General features: G+C 44.0%; 16 protein-coding genes, 2 tRNA genes, 3 rRNA genes and 1 pseudogene. 10 read left to right on the forward strand and 12 right to left on the reverse strand.

From position 1 onward, the window contains the following. Nucleotides 1-11 precede the first annotated feature (11 nt). The 6 genes from O4M77_RS00065 to O4M77_RS00090 form a co-directional block, all read right to left on the reverse strand. Entirely contained in the window at nucleotides 12-389 is a 378-nt protein-coding gene (locus O4M77_RS00065; RefSeq protein ID WP_162835342.1) for a hypothetical protein, read from the reverse strand. 111 nt (nucleotides 390-500) lie between these two features. Then, nucleotides 501-1,406, reverse strand: a complete 906-nt coding sequence (locus O4M77_RS00070; RefSeq protein WP_034171331.1) for a matrixin family metalloprotease — start codon at nucleotides 1,404-1,406, stop codon at nucleotides 501-503. A 120-nt stretch (nucleotides 1,407-1,526) separates the two neighbouring features. Then, nucleotides 1,527-1,970: a hypothetical protein gene (locus O4M77_RS00075; RefSeq protein WP_180139123.1), complete on the reverse strand. Its 444-nt coding sequence runs from the start codon at nucleotides 1,968-1,970 to the stop codon at nucleotides 1,527-1,529. 118 nt (nucleotides 1,971-2,088) lie between these two features. Next, on the reverse strand, nucleotides 2,089-4,029 hold the full coding sequence (gene dnaK, locus O4M77_RS00080) for a molecular chaperone DnaK (RefSeq protein WP_104426786.1): 1,941 nt from the start codon (nucleotides 4,027-4,029) through the stop codon (nucleotides 2,089-2,091). A 118-nt stretch (nucleotides 4,030-4,147) separates the two neighbouring features. Next, nucleotides 4,148-4,696: a nucleotide exchange factor GrpE gene (grpE, locus tag O4M77_RS00085; protein WP_166138659.1), complete on the reverse strand. Its 549-nt coding sequence runs from the start codon at nucleotides 4,694-4,696 to the stop codon at nucleotides 4,148-4,150. 723 nt (nucleotides 4,697-5,419) lie between these two features. Further along, nucleotides 5,420-5,914, reverse strand: coding sequence for a hypothetical protein (locus tag O4M77_RS00090; protein WP_323713652.1), 495 nt, complete (start codon nucleotides 5,912-5,914; stop codon nucleotides 5,420-5,422). Nucleotides 5,915-6,127: 213 nt separating this feature from the next. On the opposite strand from O4M77_RS00090, the gene O4M77_RS00095 reads away from it, so the two are divergent. Further along, the gene (locus O4M77_RS00095) at nucleotides 6,128-7,198 is read left to right on the forward strand and encodes an alpha/beta hydrolase (RefSeq protein WP_323713653.1); all 1,071 of its coding nucleotides are present in this window, start codon (nucleotides 6,128-6,130) and stop codon (nucleotides 7,196-7,198) included. A gap of 45 nt (nucleotides 7,199-7,243) precedes the next feature. Here the strand turns inward: O4M77_RS00095 and O4M77_RS00100 are convergent, their stop codons facing one another. After that, on the reverse strand, nucleotides 7,244-7,915 hold the full coding sequence (locus O4M77_RS00100) for an acetoacetate decarboxylase family protein (RefSeq protein ID WP_323713654.1): 672 nt from the start codon (nucleotides 7,913-7,915) through the stop codon (nucleotides 7,244-7,246). Between the two features lie 103 nt (nucleotides 7,916-8,018). Here O4M77_RS00100 and O4M77_RS00105 point away from each other — a divergent pair, with 103 nt between their 5' ends. From O4M77_RS00105 to O4M77_RS00145, 9 genes and pseudogenes are all read left to right on the forward strand, one after another. Beyond that, complete coding sequence (locus O4M77_RS00105; protein ID WP_323713655.1) at nucleotides 8,019-8,591, forward strand: peptidylprolyl isomerase; 573 nt, start codon at nucleotides 8,019-8,021, stop codon at nucleotides 8,589-8,591. Between the two features lie 437 nt (nucleotides 8,592-9,028). After that, nucleotides 9,029-10,566, forward strand: a 16S ribosomal RNA gene (locus tag O4M77_RS00110). A 61-nt stretch (nucleotides 10,567-10,627) separates the two neighbouring features. After that, nucleotides 10,628-10,704, forward strand: a tRNA-Ile gene (locus O4M77_RS00115). A gap of 46 nt (nucleotides 10,705-10,750) precedes the next feature. After that, nucleotides 10,751-10,826: transfer RNA gene (locus O4M77_RS00120), tRNA-Ala, on the forward strand. A gap of 475 nt (nucleotides 10,827-11,301) precedes the next feature. Next, nucleotides 11,302-14,193: ribosomal RNA gene (locus tag O4M77_RS00125) — 23S ribosomal RNA — on the forward strand. 234 nt (nucleotides 14,194-14,427) lie between these two features. Then, nucleotides 14,428-14,542 (forward strand): 5S ribosomal RNA (gene rrf, locus O4M77_RS00130). Together the 16S, 23S and 5S rRNA genes with 2 tRNA genes alongside form the textbook arrangement of a ribosomal RNA operon. A 185-nt stretch (nucleotides 14,543-14,727) precedes the next feature. Beyond that, nucleotides 14,728-16,515, forward strand: a complete 1,788-nt coding sequence (locus O4M77_RS00135; protein ID WP_323713656.1) for a GGDEF domain-containing protein — start codon at nucleotides 14,728-14,730, stop codon at nucleotides 16,513-16,515. A gap of 143 nt (nucleotides 16,516-16,658) precedes the next feature. Beyond that, a complete protein-coding gene (locus tag O4M77_RS00140; protein ID WP_323713657.1) occupies nucleotides 16,659-17,816 on the forward strand; it encodes a PQQ-dependent sugar dehydrogenase in 1,158 nt (385 codons plus the stop codon). 376 nt (nucleotides 17,817-18,192) lie between these two features. Next, nucleotides 18,193-18,589: pseudogene (locus tag O4M77_RS00145) on the forward strand (tautomerase family protein). A 255-nt stretch (nucleotides 18,590-18,844) separates the two neighbouring features. Here the strand turns inward: O4M77_RS00145 and O4M77_RS00150 are convergent. The 5 genes from O4M77_RS00150 to ribF all read right to left on the reverse strand — a co-directional run bounded on the left by O4M77_RS00150 (nucleotide 18,845) and on the right by ribF (nucleotide 24,440). Further along, the gene (locus O4M77_RS00150; RefSeq protein ID WP_180011127.1) at nucleotides 18,845-19,387 is read right to left on the reverse strand and encodes an NADPH-dependent FMN reductase; all 543 of its coding nucleotides are present in this window, start codon (nucleotides 19,385-19,387) and stop codon (nucleotides 18,845-18,847) included. Nucleotides 19,388-19,520: 133 nt separating this feature from the next. Next, complete coding sequence (locus tag O4M77_RS00155; protein WP_125278879.1) at nucleotides 19,521-20,003, reverse strand: FKBP-type peptidyl-prolyl cis-trans isomerase; 483 nt, start codon at nucleotides 20,001-20,003, stop codon at nucleotides 19,521-19,523. After that, nucleotides 19,996-20,535 carry a signal peptidase II gene (gene lspA, locus O4M77_RS00160; RefSeq protein ID WP_004781354.1) on the reverse strand — a complete coding sequence of 180 codons (540 nt, stop codon included), beginning with the start codon at nucleotides 20,533-20,535 and terminating at the stop codon, nucleotides 19,996-19,998. The genes O4M77_RS00155 and lspA overlap by 8 nt, the downstream gene beginning before the upstream one ends. Further along, nucleotides 20,528-23,374 carry an isoleucine--tRNA ligase gene (gene ileS / locus O4M77_RS00165; RefSeq protein ID WP_313660042.1) on the reverse strand — a complete coding sequence of 949 codons (2,847 nt, stop codon included), beginning with the start codon at nucleotides 23,372-23,374 and terminating at the stop codon, nucleotides 20,528-20,530. The genes lspA and ileS overlap by 8 nt, the downstream gene beginning before the upstream one ends. 64 nt (nucleotides 23,375-23,438) lie before the next feature. After that, entirely contained in the window at nucleotides 23,439-24,440 is a 1,002-nt protein-coding gene (ribF, locus tag O4M77_RS00170; protein WP_034705207.1) for a bifunctional riboflavin kinase/FAD synthetase, read from the reverse strand. Nucleotides 24,441-24,472: the final 32 nt, after the last annotated feature.

Raw genomic sequence — 24,472 nt, forward strand, 5'->3', positions numbered from 1 at the left:
CTGAAGAAAGCTTAGCTTTCCAGTTTGACCGCTTCAAGCAGGTCAAAAATCACTGTAGTGACATCCTGACTCAGTTCGCGGTTATTAAATATCTCGTAGGCTGTAATGGTAATGTCCGTATCACTCGGCAACAGACGCTGTTCTTCCTCAATCAAGTCATTGATCGGTAACAAAGTCTGTTTCACTTGCAGATGCAAAATATCCTTAAATTCAAGATTTTCATCATCCAGCTCGATCAGCTGTTCATTGAAATAAGGCAGCAAAATTGAATGAAGATAAGGTTGAATATCCTCGATATCAAAGATCTCGATATCACGGGTTTCATCAATCGTACTAATGTGGTCATTTACTTCAATTAAAATATGGTAGTAACTCACATGAATCTCCAAGAAAGTTGGCCTAAGACGTCCTACTGTTCTTCACAATAACATGAAATGAAACCAAGTTGTATTTCTACTAGCCTAAACACATAAATAATATAGGGAATTAAAACCTGAATGTTATCGGGTATACAATAGGGTCTTGTCTGCCGGGCGTAGTTTGAAATCTTGCAGATTCTGTTCACCCAATACAGGATACATTAAGGCTTCCGGATCATTATGATGATAGAGACCCAAGGCATGGCCCAGCTCATGTGCCAAAGTTAAACGTAAATCATCTTTGGCATCAAACTGGTAAATCTGGATCTTATCTCCCATAAAAATACCCTTATGAAACTGGCGTGGGGGAAAACGCTGCTGGGCCTGCTGGATATTTCGCTGATGGCTTTGCACACTGTTTTGATGAACAGAAACTTGCTGATTAAATGAAGATAGCTGTTCCTGAAGATAGGCATATTCGCGCTTAAAACTTTCCAGTTTAGGCTTGAGCATTTCCATCTCATACTGAAGCTGTTCACGCTCGGCAGATGAGCTGGCTTGTTGACGGCGTTGCAATAAGGTTTGAAATTCAAACTCAAGCTGACTTTTTTGCTGGATCAGTCGTTGCTGCTGATCTTCCAGATTTTTCTGTGAAACTTGCAGATTGCTGACTTCACGCTGATATCTGGCTTCATCGGCAAGTAACTTTTTTTCAACCTTTTTAAAGGCTTCATAGTCCTGTTGGCGTTGATCATAAATCAGTTGAATGGCCAGCTGAGCATTCTCATCATAGACCATCAGATCATCGCGATTGGTTCCTTCATGCCAGATCTGAATAGCTTCCTGACTTAATTGAATGACCTCATCACGGGTCAAGCCAAAACCGGGATCGACTTGGTCAATCCGGAAACGTAGGCGCGTATCAAAAGGATGGGTCAAACGGTCAGCCAGGGAATTAAATTTTAATTGTGGATGGGTCTTGGTTTGTAGATACAAAAACAGTGACACAATGAAAACGACAATCCCCAGAAAGCTTAAAAGACGCATAGTGTTTTTTTAAATATTGTTTGGCTCAATGTAGCTAAAAAACCAGCAAAATCCTAGCGTCAGAGCGATAAAAAGTGGCAATAAAAAACCGTGCTTATGCACGGTTCTGTTCAGGTCAGATTATGATTTTTTACCTTTCCACTGTTCAATCTGTCTTGGCATATTGGAATGATAGATAAAACCAAGGCCTATACCATTCAATAAGAAGATCATAAATTCAATTAAATATTTCAGGTTATAGGAATGTCTGGTTTGGTGATTAAAGGCATACAGCGTGATTTCAGATTTAAAGATCTGGAAAATAATATAGCTCAGCAATCCAATAGCTAGAATGATAAAACCTTTTCCGGAAGGGTAACGCTGAGGTACAGCCAGGATCAGTAATACAATGATAGCAATCAGGAAACCCAAGGAAAAAGAAGCTTCAATTCCGAAAGTTTGCAGGTAATTAAAAGGTGCTAGTACCACATTCGGCGGTAAGATCAGAAGCAGATTGCCCATCGGGTAGAGCAGCATGATCGCAAGCCCGGAAGCCAGAAGAAAAAGCTTAATAAAATTCTGCATACGTTTTTATTTTTAAGTTATTTATTTCATTATAGTTTAATTAAAAAACATTCTATTGCCTATGCATTGAGCAAAAAAAAGACCGCATAAAATGCGGTCTTTTTCTCAAAGTGACAAATTATTTTTTGTCATCTTTTACTTCAGTGAATTCAGCATCAACTACACCGTCATCTGCTTTTTGAGCTTGGCCTTCGCCGCCTTGAAATGCATTAGGATCGAAACCTTGTGCACCGCCTTGGCCTTGAGCTGCTTCATAAGCACGTTGAGTGATCGGCATAATAATGTTTTGCAATGCTTCAGTTTTCGCTTTGATTGCTTCAACATCATTTTCTTTCGTAGACGCTTCTAACTCAGAAACCGCAGTTTCGATTGCAGTTTTTTCGTCAGCAGTCACTTGTTCGCCAAGATCTTTTACTGCTTTTTGAGCAGAAGAAACTAGTGCATCCGCTTCGTTACGTGCTTTTGCAAGCTCTTCGAACTTACGGTCTTCTTCAGCATTTGCTTCAGCATCTTTGATCATTGCTTCGATTTCAGCATCAGACAAACCTGAGTTTGCTTTGATCTGGATAGATTGCTCTTTACCAGTGCTCTTATCTTTCGCAGATACTTTCAAGATACCATCCGCATTGATGTCGAACGATACTTCAATTTGTGGCACACCACGTGGAGCAGGTGGGATGTCGCCTAACTGGAAGTTACCCAACAATTTGTTTTGTTGAGCCATTTTACGTTCACCTTGGTAAACTGAAATGTCTACAGCAGGCTGGTTGTCCGCAGCAGTTGAGAACACCTGAGATTTCTTCGCAGGAATCGTCGTGTTTTTCTCAATGATTGGAGTCAACACGCCACCCATGGTTTCAATACCAAGAGTTAGTGGAGTTACGTCAAGAAGAAGTACGTCAGTTTTATCACCAGACAATACCGCACCTTGGATCGCAGCACCCATTGCGACTGCTTCGTCCGGGTTCACGTCTTTACGTGGTTCACGACCGAAGAATTCTTGTACTTTTTGTTGTACAAGTGGCATACGAGACTGACCACCTACCAAAATTACGTCAGAGATGTCAGAAGTTGAAAGACCAGCATCTTTCAGCGCAATCTTACAAGGCTCGATGGTACGAGCTACAAGATCAGCCACTAAACCTTCAAGTTTTGCACGAGTTACATTGATCACTAAGTGTTTAGGACCAGTCGCATCTGCAGTGATGTATGGAAGGTTGATTTCAGTTGCGTTAGAAGAAGAAAGCTCGATTTTTGCTTTTTCAGCTGCTTCTTTCAGACGTTGTAACGCAAGTGGATCATTCTTCAAGTTAACGTTTTGTTCTTTCTTAAACTCTTCAACCAGGTAGTCGATCAATGCGTTATCGAAGTCTTCCCCACCAAGGAAGGTATCACCATTAGTTGATAACACTTCGATTTGCTGGTCACCATCAAGGTCAGCAATTTCAATGATTGAAACGTCGAATGTACCACCACCCAAGTCGTATACCGCAACTTTACGGTCGCCTTCTTTCTTGTCCATACCGAACGCAAGCGCCGCAGCAGTTGGTTCGTTGATGATACGTTTAACTTCTAGGCCTGCAATTTTACCTGCATCCTTAGTTGCTTGACGTTGTGCATCGTTGAAGTAAGCAGGAACAGTAATCACCGCTTCAGTGACTGTTTCACCCAGGTAGTCTTCTGCAGTTTTCTTCATTTTTTTCAGAACTTCTGCAGAGATCTGTTGTGGAGCAAGTTTCTTGTCGTTTACTTCAACCCAAGCATCGCCATTGTCAGCTTTCAGGATTTTGTAAGGAACCAGACCGATATCTTTTTGTACTGCCTGGTCTTCATAACGACGACCGATCAGACGTTTGATCGCGAATAATGTGTTTTTAGGGTTGGTTACCGCTTGGCGTTTAGCTGATTGACCAACAAGGATCTCACCATCTTTGTACGCAATAATAGATGGAGTTGTACGTGCGCCTTCAGCGTTTTCGATAACTTTAACTTTGTCGCCTTCAAGTACTGCAACACATGAGTTTGTAGTACCTAAGTCAATACCAATGATTTTAGCCATTTGGATGTTTCCTCAAAAATTTTTTTGTGATTTACACTTGTTATCCGATATGAGAGCCGTTCAATTTTTTTCAAGTAAATTTTTAGAAAAAATTTCACAAACTCCCGATTTATTTCGCTTAAGCGCCAACCATGACCATTGCAGGACGTAATAAACGACCATTGAGGGCATAGCCTTTTTGCAAGACTGTACCGATTTCATTAGATTTGGCATTTGGATCAATACCGACTGCCTGATGCAATTCAGCATTAAAACCATTTGCGGTATCAACTGCGACTACACCAAATTTCTCTAGTGTATTGAGCAACGCTTTCAGGGTCAGTTCTACGCCTTCACGTAACGGGCCCTGTTCTTCGCCTGCAGCAACAATCGCGCGCTCCAGGTTATCTACTGTATCTAGCAGTTCTTTAGAGAACTTTTCCAGAACAGTGTCTTTATGTTTTTCTGATTCACGCTGGATACGTTCTACACTTTTTTGTGCTTCGTAAACTGCATTGGCAGTGCGTGCTTTTTCTAACTTTAAGTCACCTTCAAGTTGTGCAATCTGCTCTTGTAAAGATTCAACGGTAACTTCTACTTGCTCAGGTTCAGCTTGAGTTTGCTCTACCTCTTGTGTCGCTTGCTCTTGCTCAAGATCTTGAGCTTGTTCGTTCTGCTCAGTTGCCATTGATTTACTCCGTTTAAATGGGTTCTTAAACATGTACAGTCCTTGGGCGTCAGAGTTAACTGCGTTAATACTGAACTGCCATGATTGAAATTTTTAATTATTTAAAGAAATCGGGGCAGGGGCAAAAAATTCAAGCACAAGTACAGATTAATTTTAGGATTTATTTAGATTTAATGACTTTCATAAATGTAGCATCGTATTTTTAGATAGAAATAATAATTTTTATCTGTTTTAAATATTTTTAAGACCGGTGCATCATAGCGTCATTAACAGCGACCTTGTTCTGAGGAGAGAGCTGAACCAGGTTGCTGTTGCCTTATTTTTTAAGCTGTTTTTTCCAGTCGGATCCCTCACACATGGTCCGGCTTTTTTTTGTCCAGATTATTTTTTAGACATAAAAGCGATTAATAACTAAGCAATAAAGTATTACACAAAAAATGAGCAACGCTATATTATTCATTTCAGATTCTATCGCTGTAGTTTCTTCTCTTTTTAGAAATGTGTTTTCGTGGCTTATCTTTTCTCTAGATAAGCCTTTTTTTTGCCTGAAATTTGCTACGGTTTTCGACTTATAAAATGGGATCATCTTCATCAAGGCTGTGTTGAGTAAAAACATTTCTTCTATTCAAAGAAAATAACTGGAATGAGATCAAAACCATAAAACCGAGTCCATAAAAAAAGCCCTGATCTAAATCAGGGCTTCTTTTTTTATTTATATTCTGCCTAATCACGACGATTACGTGGTCGCTGCTGTTCCTGTTTACGTCGCTGATCATTCCAGCGTGGATTATTGGAGCGGTTTTGCTGAACCCGTTTACGCTGCTGTTCTGCCACTTTTTTACGTTGTTCCAGCTGCTGGCGACGTTTACGTTCGGCCTGGGCCTGTTTCTGACGCTGGTTACTCAGATTCTTGCGTTGCTGTTCCAGACGTTGTCGTTCCAGTTGAGTTTTACGACGATCCAGTTCTATTTGCCGACGACGTTCCTGTTTCCAGTTACGCTGCTGAATATTTTTGCGCCGTTCTAGTTCCAGCCTCTTACGTTGCTGTTCATATTCCCAGCGTTGCCGGTCATAGCGGCGGTCTTGATCATAACGATAGTCATAACCTCGATCGCGACGGTCATAACGTCCGTCATAATAACCATCATCAGGAAAAGCCACACAGCCTACGGCTAAAAATGCAGTGGCTAAGGATACCGTTATTATTCTTATCGCCATAAGCTATCTCCTTTTATACAGACTTCTACATCAAAGTCGCAAAAGTGCTGTAAAAATCTCACTTAAACTGTCAATGACATCTGATTAAATTCAGGTTAGCGTATTTGGCAGATGATCTATGTACATTGATATTAAGACTTATATAAGAATATGGTCACTAAAACCCTAATCATGTAGAAAAAATGAAGAATTATGGGAAAAGGATGAAAACTCATGGGTGCGAATAATCCGGTCACAAAATTTGTAATGGATAAGGGGCAGGGCACTGCAGCACGCTTGCTGGATTGCCTGCCGAGCTTTGCACAAGAACGTCTGGTAAAAGCATTGGATTATCCTTATGACTATCCTGATTTGGATCCTTATATAAAATGCTTGATGGCGATTCAGATCAAACAGGGACAGCACGGTTTTATTAGTGAAGATGCGGTGCGATCACGTCAACTGTTTGATGAACGCATGAAAGCTATTCAGGCGAAACCGACGCCGGTCAAGGCAGTCGAGGATCTGCGTTTGCCATTGCAAAATGGCACTATCTTTGCCCGACATTATCATCCGGCACCACAGAAAAAATTGCCGATGGTCATTTTCTATCATGGTGGTGCATTTATAGTGGGTGGTCTGGATACGCATGATGAGTTCTGCCGTTTATTGGCGGTGCATGCCAAGGTGCAGGTACTCAGCGTGGCTTATCCGCTAACGCCCGAATACAGTCCTTTGCAGATGGTACAGGTCTGTGAAGATGCTCTGGCTTGGGTACATCAAAACATTAAGCAGCTGAAAATCTATAAAAACCAGATTGTAGTGGCAGGGGATAGTGCAGGTGGAAATCTGGCGGCAGTGGTTGCGCAGCGGAGTGCCGATAAAATCTATGCACCTCGCGTACAGTTATTGCTTTACCCGGCTGTCGATTTTAAAAGCCGCCATCCTTCTTTTTATGCATACAATCAGGGCCTGGTACTTTCAGCTCAGGATATTGATCTGGTGACCAAGCTATATGCTGAAACACATCAGGTCGAACTGGACGATCCGCTGATTTCACCGACCTATGGTGAACTGAAGAATCTACCGCCTGCCTATGTGATTACCGCCCGTCATGATGTGTTGCATGATGAGGGTTCAATCTATGCTCTGAAGTTACGTGAGAATGGGGTACGAGTGTACTATCAGGAATATACGGATCAGGCACATGGTTTTATCAATCTGACCCCAATTCATAAACGTTCGAAAAAGCAGGTTATTGAACTCAGCAAGAATTTCCGTAAATTCCTGGATAAAAAGATCTGATTCAAAAATAGATGTAAAAAAGGTGTTTCACGTGAAACACCTTTTTTATTTTTTATGGATCTTGGCTTCTGGAAAGACTAAATTAAATTTAGGTACATAAAAGCTTTGTAAATATTTAGCTTTAGAAAAATCCGGGAATATATCCTGAGTATCTTGCCACTCTGCTTGGATGAGCTTGGATAAATAACCCCAAAATTGAGGGCTAAACTGATAATGCTGGGATTTCCAGGTTTGCCGGATTTTTAGCATGGAGCTTGGAAGATGATGACTATTTAAATAGAAAGAACGAGGAGATTTAGGTTTTTTAAGACGAAGCGTCATGCTTTGCCCACGATGAGTTATGCGACAAATCGTTTCTTGTCCCTGTTCCTGCCAATCAAACTCTGCATATTCTTTAGGAATACCCCACAAGTGCTGACCATGCACAATAGATTCATGAGTAGAGACATAAATTTTCGGAATAGTCGAAAGACGCCGTCTGCTAATTAAAGGATGATCCATAATCAGCAATTCATCATAAGGACCCACAGGAGAATGATGGTAGCGCACCAATAAAACCTGAACGACACGGCCAAGTGGAGATGGCGCAATCCGAAAACTCTGAAATTCACGAATAAAATGAGGGGTAATCCAGTAATTCAGAATAAAACCCTCCCCCTGCAAATGCCAAGGCGGAAATTGATGGACGCTTTTCTCCTGTAGTAATGCATGGCTCATTATTATTCTCTTGTCTTTAGTCGGCAGGTCACTGCATTATTAGTCATGAAAGATTAATATGTTGTGAATCTCAACCTTTCTTTATCAGTAGATGAGTTAAAAAATGTTAAAAAAATCATTATCTGCTATCGCGTTGATCGCATTTAGCTTGCCAAGTTTTGCTGCCAATACCCTGATCGAGATGAAGACCTCATCCGGTAATATCGAAATTGAACTCTTTAATGACAAAGCACCGATTACGGTGAAAAACTTTGAAGAATATGTCAAAAGCAACTTCTATACAGGAACCATTTTCCATCGGGTCATTCCAGGCTTCATGATTCAGGGCGGAGGTTTTGATCTCAACATGCAAGAAAAAGCCAATAATAAAGCTTCAATCAAGAATGAATCAGATAATGGTTTGCAAAACAAACGTGGCACTTTGGCTATGGCACGTACCAATGATCCTAATTCGGCTAAAGCACAGTTCTTTATTAACCTAGTAGATAACAGTTTTCTGGACCGTTCGACAAGAAATGCCGGATATGCAGTATTTGGCCGGGTCACAAAAGGTATGGAAGTAGTCGATAAGATCGCTCAAGTGCCTACTCAAAACTATGGCATGCATCAGGATGTTCCGAAAACAGCCGTAAAAATCAACAGTGTGACCCTTAAAACACCAAGCGTGAAAAAGTAAGTGAAAAATAAAATATAAATATTTTGTTTGTATTTTCTTTGGAATATTATGAACTTATGTGAAAATTGGTAGAAAAATGAACCAATTTGGTGCATAAAAATGAAACAGTCATGATTGGTGTGCGTTAAAAGCACTTGCTTGTGTAGGAAATTGCCCTATAATGAGCTCATACCGACGAGATAGACGGAAACGAACGAAACACGAAGCGTTGAGTTGTTAAGTTTATCGAAGTCCAGCTTCTGGCATTGACGAGATGTTAGAAAGATCATTAAGAGATTATGAAGAACAACTTGTGTGGATTTTTACTGGTTGATTGATCGAAATTATTTTCATTGATTGATTGGTTTAAATTACTCGAAGTTTATTTGAGCGAAATTTAAGTCAGAAAATTGATGAGCCAAGTTTAAGAACTTTACTTATAAAGTTCGAAATGATTTTAACTGAAGAGTTTGATCATGGCTCAGATTGAACGCTGGCGGCAGGCTTAACACATGCAAGTCGAGCGGGGATAGGGTGCTTGCACCTGATTCCTAGCGGCGGACGGGTGAGTAATGCTTAGGAATCTGCCTATTAGTGGGGGACAACGTTCCGAAAGGGACGCTAATACCGCATACGTCCTACGGGAGAAAGCAGGGGATCTTCGGACCTTGCGCTAATAGATGAGCCTAAGTCGGATTAGCTAGTTGGTGGGGTAAAGGCCTACCAAGGCGACGATCTGTAGCGGGTCTGAGAGGATGATCCGCCACACTGGGACTGAGACACGGCCCAGACTCCTACGGGAGGCAGCAGTGGGGAATATTGGACAATGGAGGCAACTCTGATCCAGCCATGCCGCGTGTGTGAAGAAGGCCTTTTGGTTGTAAAGCACTTTAAGCGAGGAGGAGGCTTACCTGGTTAATACCCGGGATAAGTGGACGTTACTCGCAGAATAAGCACCGGCTAACTCTGTGCCAGCAGCCGCGGTAATACAGAGGGTGCAAGCGTTAATCGGATTTACTGGGCGTAAAGCGCGCGTAGGTGGCTAATTAAGTCAAATGTGAAATCCCCGAGCTTAACTTGGGAATTGCATTCGATACTGGTTAGCTAGAGTATGGGAGAGGATGGTAGAATTCCAGGTGTAGCGGTGAAATGCGTAGAGATCTGGAGGAATACCGATGGCGAAGGCAGCCATCTGGCCTAATACTGACACTGAGGTGCGAAAGCATGGGGAGCAAACAGGATTAGATACCCTGGTAGTCCATGCCGTAAACGATGTCTACTAGCCGTTGGGGCCCTTGAGGCTTTAGTGGCGCAGCTAACGCGATAAGTAGACCGCCTGGGGAGTACGGTCGCAAGACTAAAACTCAAATGAATTGACGGGGGCCCGCACAAGCGGTGGAGCATGTGGTTTAATTCGATGCAACGCGAAGAACCTTACCTGGCCTTGACATACAGAGAACTTTCCAGAGATGGATTGGTGCCTTCGGGAACTCTGATACAGGTGCTGCATGGCTGTCGTCAGCTCGTGTCGTGAGATGTTGGGTTAAGTCCCGCAACGAGCGCAACCCTTTTCCTTATTTGCCAGCACTTCGGGTGGGAACTTTAAGGATACTGCCAGTGACAAACTGGAGGAAGGCGGGGACGACGTCAAGTCATCATGGCCCTTACGGCCAGGGCTACACACGTGCTACAATGGTCGGTACAAAGGGTTGCTACTGCGCGAGCAGATGCTAATCTCAAAAAGCCGATCGTAGTCCGGATCGCAGTCTGCAACTCGACTGCGTGAAGTCGGAATCGCTAGTAATCGCGGATCAGAATGCCGCGGTGAATACGTTCCCGGGCCTTGTACACACCGCCCGTCACACCATGGGAGTTTGTTGCACCAGAAGTAGGTAGTCTAACCTTAGGGAGGACGCTTACCACGGTGTGGCCGATGACTGGGGTGAAGTCGTAACAAGGTAGCCGTAGGGGAACCTGCGGCTGGATCACCTCCTTAACGAAAGATTGACGATTGGTAAGAATCCACAACAAGTTGTTCTTCATGACGATGTATCTGAGGGTCTGTAGCTCAGTTGGTTAGAGCACACGCTTGATAAGCGTGGGGTCACAAGTTCAAGTCTTGTCAGACCCACCATCTGCCAGAAAACAGAAAATCAGAACATTGACTTAATTGATAAGCTGGGGACTTAGCTTAGTTGGTAGAGCGCCTGCTTTGCACGCAGGAGGTCAGGAGTTCGACTCTCCTAGTCTCCACCAAATTTCAAGACCAGAAAAACAACGTTTTTCCTTGAAATTTAAGCAAGAAGCTACGCTTCGCGCAGTATGTGATCATACAGTAGCGTGAATGTTTAGTTCCTAAGCGATCAAGTGTGTAGATCCTAGAGATTAGCAAGTAGAAGCGTTAAGATACGCACCACTTGATAATCTCTGTGATTTATCACAGTAATGCAATCCGACGAGGATGCATTAAATCATTAACAGAATATATTTGAGTTGAAATAATTTGTTCATACTCATACAAGAGCGGAAACAAGAGATCGCAAGATTGATTGTTGAAGTGATTGAATGAGAACTAGCGAAATTAACTGAATCAAGCGTTTTGGTATATGAATCTAATTGAAGCTGTACAGTAGTTAAATCTACGAGACGCCAACTGTATGAGAGTGATGAGTAATCATCATAATCTGTTGCTTATCTTACTTGTGGGATAAACGACTGTTTGGGGTTGTATAGTCAAGTAATTAAGTGCATGTGGTGGATGCCTTGGCAGTCAGAGGCGAAGAAAGACGTGATAGCCTGCGAAAAGCTCCGGGGAGGCGGCAAATATCCTGTGATCCGGAGATGTCTGAATGGGGAAACCCACCGGCTATAAGGTCGGTATCATAAACTGAATACATAGGTTTATGAGGCGAACGCGGAGAAGTGAAACATCTCAGTATCCGTAGGAAAAGAAATCAATTGAGATTCCCTCAGTAGCGGCGAGCGAAAGGGGAACAGCCCATTAAGTCATATCAGTTTTAGTGGAATGCTCTGGGAAGTGCAACCATAGTGGGTGATAGTCCTGTACACGAAAGGGCTGATATGATGATGTCGAGTAGGGCGAGGCACGTGAAACCTTGTCTGAATATAGGGGGACCATCCTCTAAGGCTAAATACTCCTGACTGACCGATAGTGAACCAGTACCGTGAGGGAAAGGCGAAAAGAACCCCTGTGAGGGGAGTGAAATAGATCCTGAAACCGCATGCATACAAGCAGTGGGAGCCACTTTGTGTGGTGACTGCGTACCTTTTGTATAATGGGTCAGCGACTTATATTCAGTAGCGAGGTTAACCGAATAGGGGAGCCGTAGAGAAATCGAGTCTTAATAGGGCGTTTAGTTGCTGGGTATAGACCCGAAACCGGGTGATCTATCCATGAGCAGGTTGAAGGTTGGGTAACACTAACTGGAGGACCGAACCCACTGTCGTTGAAAAGCCAGGGGATGACTTGTGGATAGGGGTGAAAGGCTAATCAAACTCGGTGATAGCTGGTTCTCCCCGAAAGCTATTTAGGTAGCGCCTCGGACGAATACCATTGGGGGTAGAGCACTGTTTCGGCTAGGGGGTCATCCCGACTTACCAAACCGATGCAAACTCCGAATACCAATGAGTACTATCCGGGAGACAGACTGCGGGTGCTAACGTCCGTAGTCAAGAGGAAAACAATCCAGACCGCCAGCTAAGGTCCCTAAATCATAGTTAAGTGGGAAACGATGTGGGAAGGCATAGACAGCTAGGAGGTTGGCTTAGAAGCAGCCACCCTTTAAAGAAAGCGTAATAGCTCACTAGTCGAGTCGGCCTGCGCGGAAGATGTAACGGGGCTAAAACTATGTACCGAAGCTGCGGATTTGCAATTTATTGCAAGTGGTAGGGGAGCGTTCTGTAAGCCGATGAAGGTGTGTTGAGAAGCATGCTGGAGGTATCAGAAGTGCGAATGCTGACGTGAGTAACGACAAAACGGGTGAAAAACCCGTTCGCTGAAAGACCAAGGGTTCCAGTCCAACGTTAATCGGGGCTGGGTGAGTCGACCCCTAAGGCGAGGCCGAGAGGCGTAGTCGATGGGAAATTGGTTAATATTCCAATACTTCAGTGTAATGCGATGAGAGGACGGAGAAGGTTAAGTCAGCCTGGCGTTGGTTGTCCAGGTGGAAGACTGTAGGCATGTATCTTAGGCAAATCCGGGGTACTCTATGCTGAGAGTTGATAGCAAGCCAGTTTACTGGTGAAGTGGCTGATACCATACTTCCAGGAAAAGTCTCTAAGCTTCAGTTACACTGGAATCGTACCCGAAACCGACACAGGTGGTCAGGTCGAGTAGACCAAAGCGCTTGAGAGAACTCTGCTGAAGGAACTAGGCAAAATGGTACCGTAACTTCGGGAGAAGGTACGCTGCCGGCGGTGATAGGACTTGCTCCTTGAGCTGTTGGCAGCCTCAGAAACCAGGCCGCTGCAACTGTTTATTAAAAACATAGCACTCTGCAAACACGAAAGTGGACGTATAGGGTGTGATGCCTGCCCGGTGCTGGAAGGTTAATTGATGGGGTTAGCGTAAGCGAAGCTCTTGATCGAAGCCCCAGTAAACGGCGGCCGTAACTATAACGGTCCTAAGGTAGCGAAATTCCTTGTCGGGTAAGTTCCGACCTGCACGAATGGCATAATGATGGCGGCGCTGTCTCCAGCAGAGGCTCAGTGAAATCGAATTCGCCGTGAAGATGCGGTGTACCCGCGGCTAGACGGAAAGACCCCGTGAACCTTTACTGCAGCTTGACATTGAACTTTGATCTTACTTGTGTAGGATAGGTGGGAGGCTTTGAAGTGGTGACGCTAGTTGCCATGGAGCCGTCCTTGAAATACCACCCTGGTAATATTGAGGTTCTAACTCTGCTCCCTGATCGGGAGCGAGGACCATGTCTGGTGGGTAGTTTGACTGGGGCGGTCTCCTCCTAAAGAGTAACGGAGGAGTACGAAGGTGCGCTCAGCGTGGTCGGAAATCACGCGTAGAGTATAAAGGCAAAAGCGCGCTTAACTGCGAGACCCACAAGTCGAGCAGGTACGAAAGTAGGTCTTAGTGATCCGGTGGTTCTGTATGGAAGGGCCATCGCTCAACGGATAAAAGGTACTCTGGGGATAACAGGCTGATACCGCCCAAGAGTTCATATCGACGGCGGTGTTTGGCACCTCGATGTCGGCTCATCTCATCCTGGGGCTGAAGCAGGTCCCAAGGGTATGGCTGTTCGCCATTTAAAGAGGTACGCGAGCTGGGTTTAGAACGTCGTGAGACAGTTCGGTCCCTATCTACCGTGGGCGCTGGAAATTTGAGAGGATCTGCTCCTAGTACGAGAGGACCAGAGTGGACGAACCTCTGGTGTACCGGTTGTGACGCCAGTCGCATCGCCGGGTAGCTATGTTCGGAAGGGATAACCGCTGAAAGCATCTAAGCGGGAAGCCTACCTCAAGATAAGATTTCCCCGAGACTTTATGTCTCCTAAAGAGCCGTTGAAGACTACGACGTTGATAGGTTGGATGTGGAAGTGCAGTGATGCATGAAGCTGACCAATACTAATTGCTCGTGAGGCTTGACTATACAACACCCAAGCAGTTGTATATAAAGCATCAATTGATTTCATATTGATCTAACGATCAGACGAAAACTTGATTTAGTTAAGCTAATCGAACAAATGAGAGTATAATTAAGCACTGCTTAGTTCTACTCGCAAGAACTCAGATACTTCTGTTAATGCATTCTATTTGAAGAAAGCTAGGCAAACGAAGCACAAGCAACGTAGATAAGACCATAGCGAGTAAGCATACCAGTTGTGCTGGCGACCATAGCAAGAGTGAACCACCTGATCCCTTCCCGAACTCAGAAGTGAAACCTCTTAGCGCTGATGGTAGTGTGGGGTCTCCCATGTGAGAGTAAGTCATCGCCAGCTCATTATTCCTAAAGCCCTCTGCTCACGCAGGGGGCTTTTTTTATATTTATATAATCACTTTTCTCTCTTTAACGACTAATTTTTTACAGCTGTATAATCTCTGATCAGCTGTAAAATGTTATACTACTCGTGTAAATATTTTTTATTCTCTGAGTCATATGCAGCAGATTCTCATAAACACATTTGTGTTGATATGGCTCAGTTTGATTTCTCCACAGCTATACGCTGTAACAGAATTAAATTTTGATCATCATCAGTATGTCAAACTCGATGGAGAATGGGATTTCTACCCCAATCAGCTGATTGATCCCACTTCTGAGCAGCGACCATCCCCATTAAATTCCTTTAGTCAGACTCTGGCTGTTGAAAAAGTTCATTTACCTAATTCTTTCCTGACCTTAACAGGTCATAAAGACTATATTGGAACTTTTCAAAAAACCTTCAAGCTGCCTGAATCAGCCATTAATCATGCGGTTTATGTTTACATACCATACCAGTATGGGGCTTATCGCCTGTATGTTGATGATCATCTCCTGATAGAAGTAGGGCAGGTAGGCATACATGGTCAGCATCAGACCATGATGGCGCCAAAGTTGGCTTCTTTCTTTCCCTCACAGCGGGAAGTGACGATTACCATTCAGGCTTCAAGTTATCACCATATCCGTGGCGGGCTGGAAAACAGCATGTTTATTGGCTTTAACCAGCCTATTCTGGATAAGTTTTATGATCAGGTAATTCCTTTAAGTGTGATCAGTGGCGTTCTGCTGATGATTGGCTGCTTTATGGTGTTCTTTGCAGTATTTCGCAGCCTTAAAACGCAAGCAGGTAATTTGCTGCTGTTTCTAGGGTTATTTATTCTGTGCTTGAGCCTACGTAGCTTCTTTGCAGTCCCATTCATTTATACTTTATTCACGAATATTTCCTGGGTATGGGGCACACGATTTGAGTATTTACTGACTGAATTGGCGACTCTGTTCTTCTTGATTTATATCTATTTATTGCCGTATCGACTGTTAAATCCTTATTTATTAAAAATCACAGCTTTGTTAATTAGTATCAATGTGGCTGTGACCCTGTTTACGCTGCCTTATATCTTCCAGAGCTTCTTTTTCCAAAGCTTTAGTATTGCAGTACTGGTTTTTATTAATCTGCTTTATGGCGCTTACCGCATGCACAAATCGCATGTGCGTTATTCCAAGATCAATTCTATTGCGGTAGTGCTGGTCTGCCTGACCTTCCTGCATGACTATTTACTTGCGCTTAAGGTAATTGATTCAGTTGAAATTGCATTTTATACCTCCTGTGCCTATTTTATTTTAATTACCTTTCAGCTCAGCCGTGATTATGCGGTGCAAAGTATTAATACCGAGTTGTTAAACAAGCAGCTTTTGCGCCTGAATAAAGAACTTGATCAGAAGGTTCAGGACCGTACGCGTGATATCACCCTGCTCAATGAGAAACTCGCGCAGCAGGTGAGGCTGGATTCGCTGACAGGTGCCTATAATCGCTTTGCCTTAAATGAACAGCTTCAGCAGCAATATGAGCATGCGATCGTAAACCAATCTTCGCTGGCTGTTTATATGATCGATGTGGATTATTTTAAAAACTATAATGACTATTATGGCCATCTCAAAGGTGACTATATTTTAAAAACACTGGTTCAAACCATTCAGCAAATATTGCCTGAAAATGGCTTTCTGGCACGTTATGGGGGTGAGGAATTTGCGGTTTTACTGGCAGATATTTCCTCGCAGGAAGCCGAAGCTTTTGCCGAGCAACTTTGTGAGGTCATTCGTCAGCTCAATTTGGAACATGCCAATCGTGGGGATGACAAGACCTGGATCAGTATCAGTGTTGGGGCAGCGATTATGGACGCTGAGCATATCTATAAAAATGTTGACCGTTTACTGAAAACAGCCGATCAGCAGTTGTATCAGGCGAAAATTCTTCGCGATTCAGCCTGTATTAAATAATAAAAAATCCAATCAATACATCAGCTATCTTTATCCGATCAAGTTATATCCGCTTACGATTCCTTTACTTTTTTATTATTTTAACCGCTGTCCGGAATGCTAAATTGGTACTTATCTGAATGAAATTAGCATGAAGAATAACAATGAAACAGACTCAAATAGCAGCAATTTTATTATTAGGCTTGGGTTCCTATAGCCTGACTGCCTGTGCCCAAGACAAGATTTCATCACCGGCAGCTGGGCAATCCTCTGCCAAAACCACACAGCAAGCCTATAAAGTCGAAGAATTTGCACAGTTGAATGAGCCATGGGCACTGACTGAGCTGCCAGATCAGCGTTTACTGATTACCGAAAGATCTGGAAAGTTAAAATTATTTAATCCAGCCAATCGCAGTACTCAAACTGTTCAGGGTATTCCTCAAGTGGCCTATGGCGGACAAGGTGGCTTAGGCGATGTCGTACTCCATCCTGACTTTGCCAAGAATCAGTGGGTATATCTCAGTTATGCTGAACAAGGGCAGGGTGGTTATGGTGCAGTTGTGGTTCGTGGCAAGTTAGATCTCACCAAGAGCACACCACAACTCACTCAGATCAAAAAAATCTGGACTCAGGTACCGAAATTTTCTTCCGGTCAGGGCCATTATGGGCACCGGATTATCTTTGGCTCAGATAACAAACTCTGGATCAGTTCGGGTGAACGTCAGCAATTTAATCCAGCTCAAGATATGAAATCCAATGCCGGCAAGATTATTCGTCTGAATGATGATGGTTCAATTCCTTCCGATAATCCATTTATGAATCAGGGTGAAATTGCCAAGCAGGTCTGGAGTCTGGGACACCGTAATCCTCTCGGTCTGGCATTTGATCCACAAGGGCAGCTTTGGGTGATTGAAATGGGGCCTAAAGGTGGTGATGAGCTGAATAAAGTGATGAAGGGCAAAAATTATGGCTATCCGATCGTCTCCAATGGAGATCATTATGATGGCAAGCCGATTCCGGATCACAGCACCCGACCAGAGTTCGAAGCACCAGCACTAGATTGGACTCCAGTAATTTCTCCTTCAGACTTGCTGTTCTATACTGGCAATAGCTTTCCTCAATGGAAAAATAAAGCTATAGCTACAGGTCTTTCTTCTCAGGCAATGATTGTAATTGATACTACTCAAAGCCCTGTTAAAGAAATACAGCGACTGGATATGAAAGAGCGGATTCGTGGTGCGATTCAGGCCAAAGATGGCTCACTCTGGGTGATTGAAGATGGTCCAAAAGCCAAGTTGCTTAATATGATCGCATCTCAGTAAAAAGCTAAATAGTTAATATCAGAATGAAAGAAAAAGGCCCCAACTCCTGTGAGGGCCTTTTCAAATTTAGCTCAGATACCTTTCCTCCGGTATCGATCAGCATCCTGCCGATGTTTTATTCTTGTTTTTGCAAGGCTTCCTGTCTTGGTATGCACTCAATATAGCCTGAGTCAGAAAGACCGAGTAGAGGCATTGACCGCATCTGCTGTAGGCCAGAGGTGACAAGCTCACTTGAAAATATTTGTCCGATCAAATCCCAAGTTATCAGGACAATTTTACGATATGGTAGAGATAGAAGACCTTATTGAAGCTCATCTCTCTATTCAATAAAAAAATATTTAAAAAAATTCCATAACATAATAGAAAGGAGAAGCACATGCCTACCGTTCAAATTGAAGTCCGGCAGCAATATTCCCAGGCTGATGAAGAGCAGTTACTCGACAGCGTATTTCAATGTGTGAAAAATGCGTTTCAGCTGCCTGACTATGACCGTAATATCCGGCTGGTGGTACATGAAGCCCATCGTTTTCAATATATGGGCTCATCTGGCCCAGCCTGAATACTTTACCTTGATCAGTATTGACTGCTTCGTTGCCCGAAGTCTGGAGACCAAGCGCAAACTGTATCAGCAGATTATAGAAAGCTTGGGAAAATTGGGCATTCCGCCTGATCATATTCTGATTCATCTGCGAGAAAGTCCATTGGAAAATTGGGGAATCCGCGGTGGGCAAGCGGCCTGTGATGTCAATTTAGGCTTTAATGTAGAGATCTGATTTTTTTAAGAAAAATACCAGATTTTAAATACAAAAAAGCCCCAACATCCTGTTGAGGCTTTTCTGGATTTGCTTCTCAGATCTGACTCCTGTCTAACCTGTCAACGTCCTGTTACTCTGCGCTTTTTATTGTTGTTGTATCGCTTTGCAGACTTCCTGTCTGTCTATGAATCAAACTATAGCCTTGAACTGAAAGTGGGAATAGCCGACAAATTCTGCGCTGCCTGTAGGCTAAAGCGCATATCGCTGTCGTCCTCAGGCACTGACATATTGGATCAGCTTATCCACGACATCTCTGAGTGTTTTATTTTCGAATTCATTCCCTTCAAAGCTGTAGTCCTTATTGCGACTAAAAATGTCCCGCAGCTCCACAATGGCATTGGTATCCACCATGCCAAGCTGAGTGCCGACCTGACGGATCTGATCAATGGAACGTGAGCCGTTGGTGACGCCATAACCGATATAAGCTGCCGGTTTGCCTTGCCATTCCTTGGCTAGATAATCCAGCGCATTCTTTAATGCTGGGCTATAGCCATGGTTATATTCAGGACTGATAAAAATAAATGCATCCGCAAGAGCAATAAAGTCGGCCCATTCCTGCTGTTTCGGCTGATCATAAATACCGGTCAATGGAGGATGAGAACCAGCAAAAAGCGGAAGATCCCATTCTTTTAAGTCGACAAGTTCGGTTTCAAGCGTGCTAAAACCATATTTTTTAATTTCCTGTAGTACCCAATGTGCGACCTTAATTGCTGTACGTCCTTCACGCACACTGCCAACCACAATATAAATTTTCATATCTTTCCCTTTCTTATCGCATGCTCATCAAATTAAATTAATCAGATTTCTGAACAGAGACTAGAGAGGATTTGTATCCAAAGACTAAAAAAGCTCCCGAAGGAGCTGTTTTAAATCATGTGATTAGCTGATATTACATCAGCTTCACACCTTGCTGGCCAGCAGGAGTGACTTTGAAGATTTCGACTTCAAAGGTGATGTTTTTACCTGCAAGCGGATGATTAAAGTCCACTTCGGTGATGTCATCATTTACGGATCTTACTACGCCATACAAAGTCGATTTGGCCTTGTCTTCAAACTCAATCATGTGACCTTCAATTGGACGTTCGCCGAATTTCACCGTATCAAATTTTTGGACATTTTCAGGATTCCACGGACCAAAAGCTTCTTCGGGTGGAAGGCTGACAGTACGACGGTCACCAGCACGCAAGCCCATTAAGGCTTTTTCAAAACCTGGTAATAGGTTGCCATCACCAATGGTCAGGCTTACCGGTTCTTCACGGCTACGGGTATTGTCAATTTCTACGCCACTTTCGATCGCGACAGAAAAATGAAGCTCGACTTTAGAGCCGTCTTCAACACGAGTTTCCTCGTTAGGATTAATAAAATCAGTCATGTTGCGCCTGTGCACGTTGAATTCGGTGTTTTTCCAGGAAAAACGTATCAATCAGCAGCAGAATCGTACCTAAAGTAATGGCACTATCCGCAATATTAAAAGCAGGGAAGTGGCTGTTCTGATAATAGACATGAATAAAGTCAACCACATAACCCAAAGAAATGCGATCAATCAGGTTACCAATAGCACCACCCAGAATCAGGGCAACCGCTAATGGTAATACTTTCATGCTCTTTGGCATACGCATCAGCCAGAACACGAAAACCACAGACACTAAGCCTGCAAGAGAGGTAAAGAAATAACGTTGCCAGCCACCGGCATCGGACAAGAAACTAAAGGCAGCGCCATAGTTATGTAACAGTGTCCAATTTAAAAAGGGCAGGACGGGCACCGGATCTGCATATTCCAGATGTGTTACCGCAATCCATTTGGTCCATTGATCTAGAATGATCGCCAGAATAGCCAGTCCAATCCACCACAAATTGTGAGGATAGAACTGGAACAGACCCTTTTTCTGCTGTGGGTTAGGCATATTTTCTCTCTTCACCTTGGCCGCTCGGGAGGTTAATAATACAACGACCGCATAGTCCTGGATGTGAGGCATGTGTATTCACATCAGGAAGCACGTGCCAGCAGCGTACACATTTCTCGCCATCTGCCGCAGATACTTTCACGCGTAGACCTTCAAGTTCAGCATCATTGCCTTGAGCAGCATCAAACGGATTCACGATCACCTGAGAAGTGATCAGAACGAAACGCAGCTCATCACCCAGACGGTCTAGAACAGCTTTCAGTTCATCATTGGCCCACAGCTCAACTTTGGCAGACAGGTTTGAACCCACCAGTTTCTCGTTACGCGCATTTTCAATGTGCTTGTTCACCGCAGATTTGACTGCAATCAGGGTTTGCCAGTCTGCTTCAGACAACAGGTTTGCCTGTGCTGAAACTGGAATATCGTACCATTCAGCAGTGAACACATATTTCTCGCTTTGACCTGGAATTAGTGGCCATGCTTCTTGAGCGGTGAAGCTCAGGATTGGTGTCATCCAGCGAACAAAGGCTTGTACCAGATGATACAGCGCAGTTTGCGCAGAATGACGTGCCTGTGAATCTGCTTTAGTGGTGTACTGACGGTCTTTGATGATGTCTAAGTAGAAACCACCGAGGTCGTTAATACAGAAATTGGTCAAGGCATTGGTCACGATATGGAAGTTCATATCTTCATATGCTTTCTTGATGGTTTCCTGTACATCATTCGCGCGTTGCAGGATGTATTGATCCAGTGCAATCAGTTGATCTACAGGTAGTGCATCAGTTTCCGGATTGAAGCCATTCAAATTCGCCAGCAAGAAACGCAGGGTATTACGGATACGACGGTAACCATCTGATGCACGGTTAAAGATTTCTTTACCTGCGGTCATTTCATAACGGTAATCTGCTGAAGCGATCCAGAAACGCAGGCCGTCTGCACCCATGTTCTTGATAATGTCTTGCGGAGTAATAATATTACCCAGCGATTTCGACATCTTGCGACCTTTCTCATCAACCACGAAACCGTGAGTCAGCAGACCTTTATATGGCGCACGTTGATTGATTGCCATAGAGGTTAATAATGAAGACTGGAACCAGCCACGGTGTTGGTCAGAACCTTCAAGATACAGATCAGCCGGATCAGTTAACTCTTCACGGTCACGCAGCACTGCATAGTGGGTTGTACCAGAGTCAAACCATACGTCTAAGGTATCGCGAACTGCGTTGTACTGCTCAGCATCATTACCAATAAAGTCTTTGGCTTCACGGTTATACCAGGCATCAATACCTTCCTGTTCGATCAGTTTAGCCACTTCTTCGATCAGTTCAGGTGTACGCGGGTGCAGTTCATTAGTGTCTTTGTGCACGAAGAATGGGATTGGCACGCCCCAAGTACGTTGACGTGAGATACACCAGTCCGGACGGCCTTCGATCATTGCCTGGATACGGTTTTTACCCCAATCCGGAACGAAGCTGATGTCATTTTCAATGGCATTCAATGCGCCCTGACGCAGACCTTTTTCATCCATGCTGATGAACCATTGTGGGGTCGCACGGAAGATGATTGGAGTTTTATGACGCCAGCAGTGCGGGTAGCTATGCTTGATCGGCTTATGTGCCCATAGCTTGTTAGCTTCGCCAAGTGCCGCAATAATTTGGGGATTGGCCTTGTAGATGTGCTCGCCTGCAAATAGTGGTGAAGTCGGTAAATACACACCATTACCACCTACAGGATTATCTACTTTCAGGTTATACAGCAGACCAACTTTATAATCGTCCACACCGTGGCCAGGTGCAGTATGTACAGCACCAGTACCGCTGGTTGCAATAACGTGTTCACCCAGAATCACTGGCACTTGACGCTCAGCGATTAAAGGATGTTGTAGTACCAGATTCTCAAGTTTCGCACCGGCAAAATCTGCAATTACTTCAACCGCATTAAAACCATAACGTTCAGTCGCAGATTCAACCAGATCTTTGGCCAGGATAAAGTTTTGCGCCGCTTTATCTTCACCACGTGCAACAACCAATTGGTATTCAATTTCAGCGTGCAGAGCAACCGCCTGATTCGCAGGCAGGGTCCAAGGCGTAGTCGTCCAGATCACGATATCGGTTGAGTCTTTAACTTCAACACCTAAACGTGCAGACAGATCCGCCAGATCCACCACGGTGAAACCCACGTCAATCGCGTCTGACTTTTTATCTTCATATTCAACTTCAGCTTCAGCCAGTGCTGAACCACAGTCCAGACACCAGTTCACCGGTTTAAGACCTGGCTGGATATGGCCATTTTTCGCGATTTCACCGAGTGAACGCACGATGTTGGCTTCCTGCTTGAAGTTCATGGTGAGGTAAGGATTGCTCCAGTCACCAAACACGCCCATACGGATGAAGTCTTTTTTCTGTAGCTCCACCTGACTCAATGCATATTCGCGGCAAGCTTTACGGAAAGTAGGCGCATCCACTTTAACGCCGACCTTACCGACTTTTTCTTCAACTTTCAGTTCAATTGGAAGACCGTGACAATCCCAGCCTGGCACATAAGGCGCATCAAAGCCGTCCATGATGCGGCTTTTAATGATGATGTCTTTAAGTACCTTGTTGACTGCATGACCTAAGTGAATCTGGCCATTGGCATATGGAGGGCCATCATGAAGCACGTATTTTTTCTTGCCAATTCGCGATGCACGAATCTGCTGATAAATGTCATCGGCATACCACTCTTCTAACCATTTCGCTTCACGTACTGCCAGATTTGCTTTCATTGCAAAGTCAGTACCTGGGAGGTTCAGCGTGGCTTTATAATCCACTGCATTTTCAGGAGTTTGCTTATCGCTCATGCAAGTTGTCTTCCAATTTAATCAGTCATTAGACTGACACGTTTTACAATAAAAATACGGGACATTAAAAGGGAAATGTGGGGTGTTTTCGACGAAACTCAAGCAGTTTCTCAACATCATCATCAATTCCGGCCTTTAACGCTTCAAGCGAAGGATAATCTTTTTCGCCATGCAGATAATTCAAGAAGGTTACCCGCATTAACAGGCCATACAGATTAGCAGAAACATCAGGAAAATGTACTTCTAATCGCCATTCCGGATGAGTCTGTTTGATCGCAGGGCGGGTACCTACATGACCGGCACCAAACAGGCTGCCCTGATCATAGCCGGCAATACCCGGCTGTTCAGGATTTTCTTGCTGAACCTTGGCGCTGAGTGATCCGGTTTCACAGACGACTTCAACCCCATAAATACCCTGCAGACAGGGTCTATGCCGGTTTAACCGGACATTAATGGTCGGGAAATCAATGGTACGGCCAATCTGGTCGCCGTATTGCACCCGGCCGGTAATACTATAAGGACGTCCCAGTAATTTGGCTGCCAGAGCCAGGTCACCCGCTTGCAGAGTCTGACGGATGCGGGTAGAACTGACCCGTTCACCATCCAAGGCAATGGTATGCAGGTTGGTAACCTTAAATCCGTAGTCTCGCAGGAATTCACTATTACCTTGACGGTTTTTACCAAAGTGAAAATCATCCCCCAAGACCAGATGCGCTGCATTCAGTTTATCTTTCAGAATGTCGGCAAAGGCTTCGGCACTCAGGCTACGAAAATGATGATCAAACTTGGCGACCGCAATATAGTCCACACCCAGTTCGCTTAAATATTCCACTTTTTCACGCAAAGAGGAAATACGCGGCGGTGCTTCATAACCTTTAAAAAATTCAAGCGGTTGTGGCTCGAAAATCATCACAACAGTTTTTAGTTGCTCAGCTTCTGCAACAGCTTTTAACTGTTTGATCATGGCCTGATGACCCAGATGCACGCCGTCAAAATTACCAATCGTAACGGCGGTTTTTGGCAATTCAGAATGTGACGCTAAAGCATTGAGACGGAGCAGCTGCATAGGCGAAATCAGGGAATTTAAAAATAGGAAAG

Source organism: Acinetobacter sp. YWS30-1, from assembly GCF_033558715.1.
Lineage (GTDB): Bacteria > Pseudomonadota > Gammaproteobacteria > Pseudomonadales > Moraxellaceae > Acinetobacter.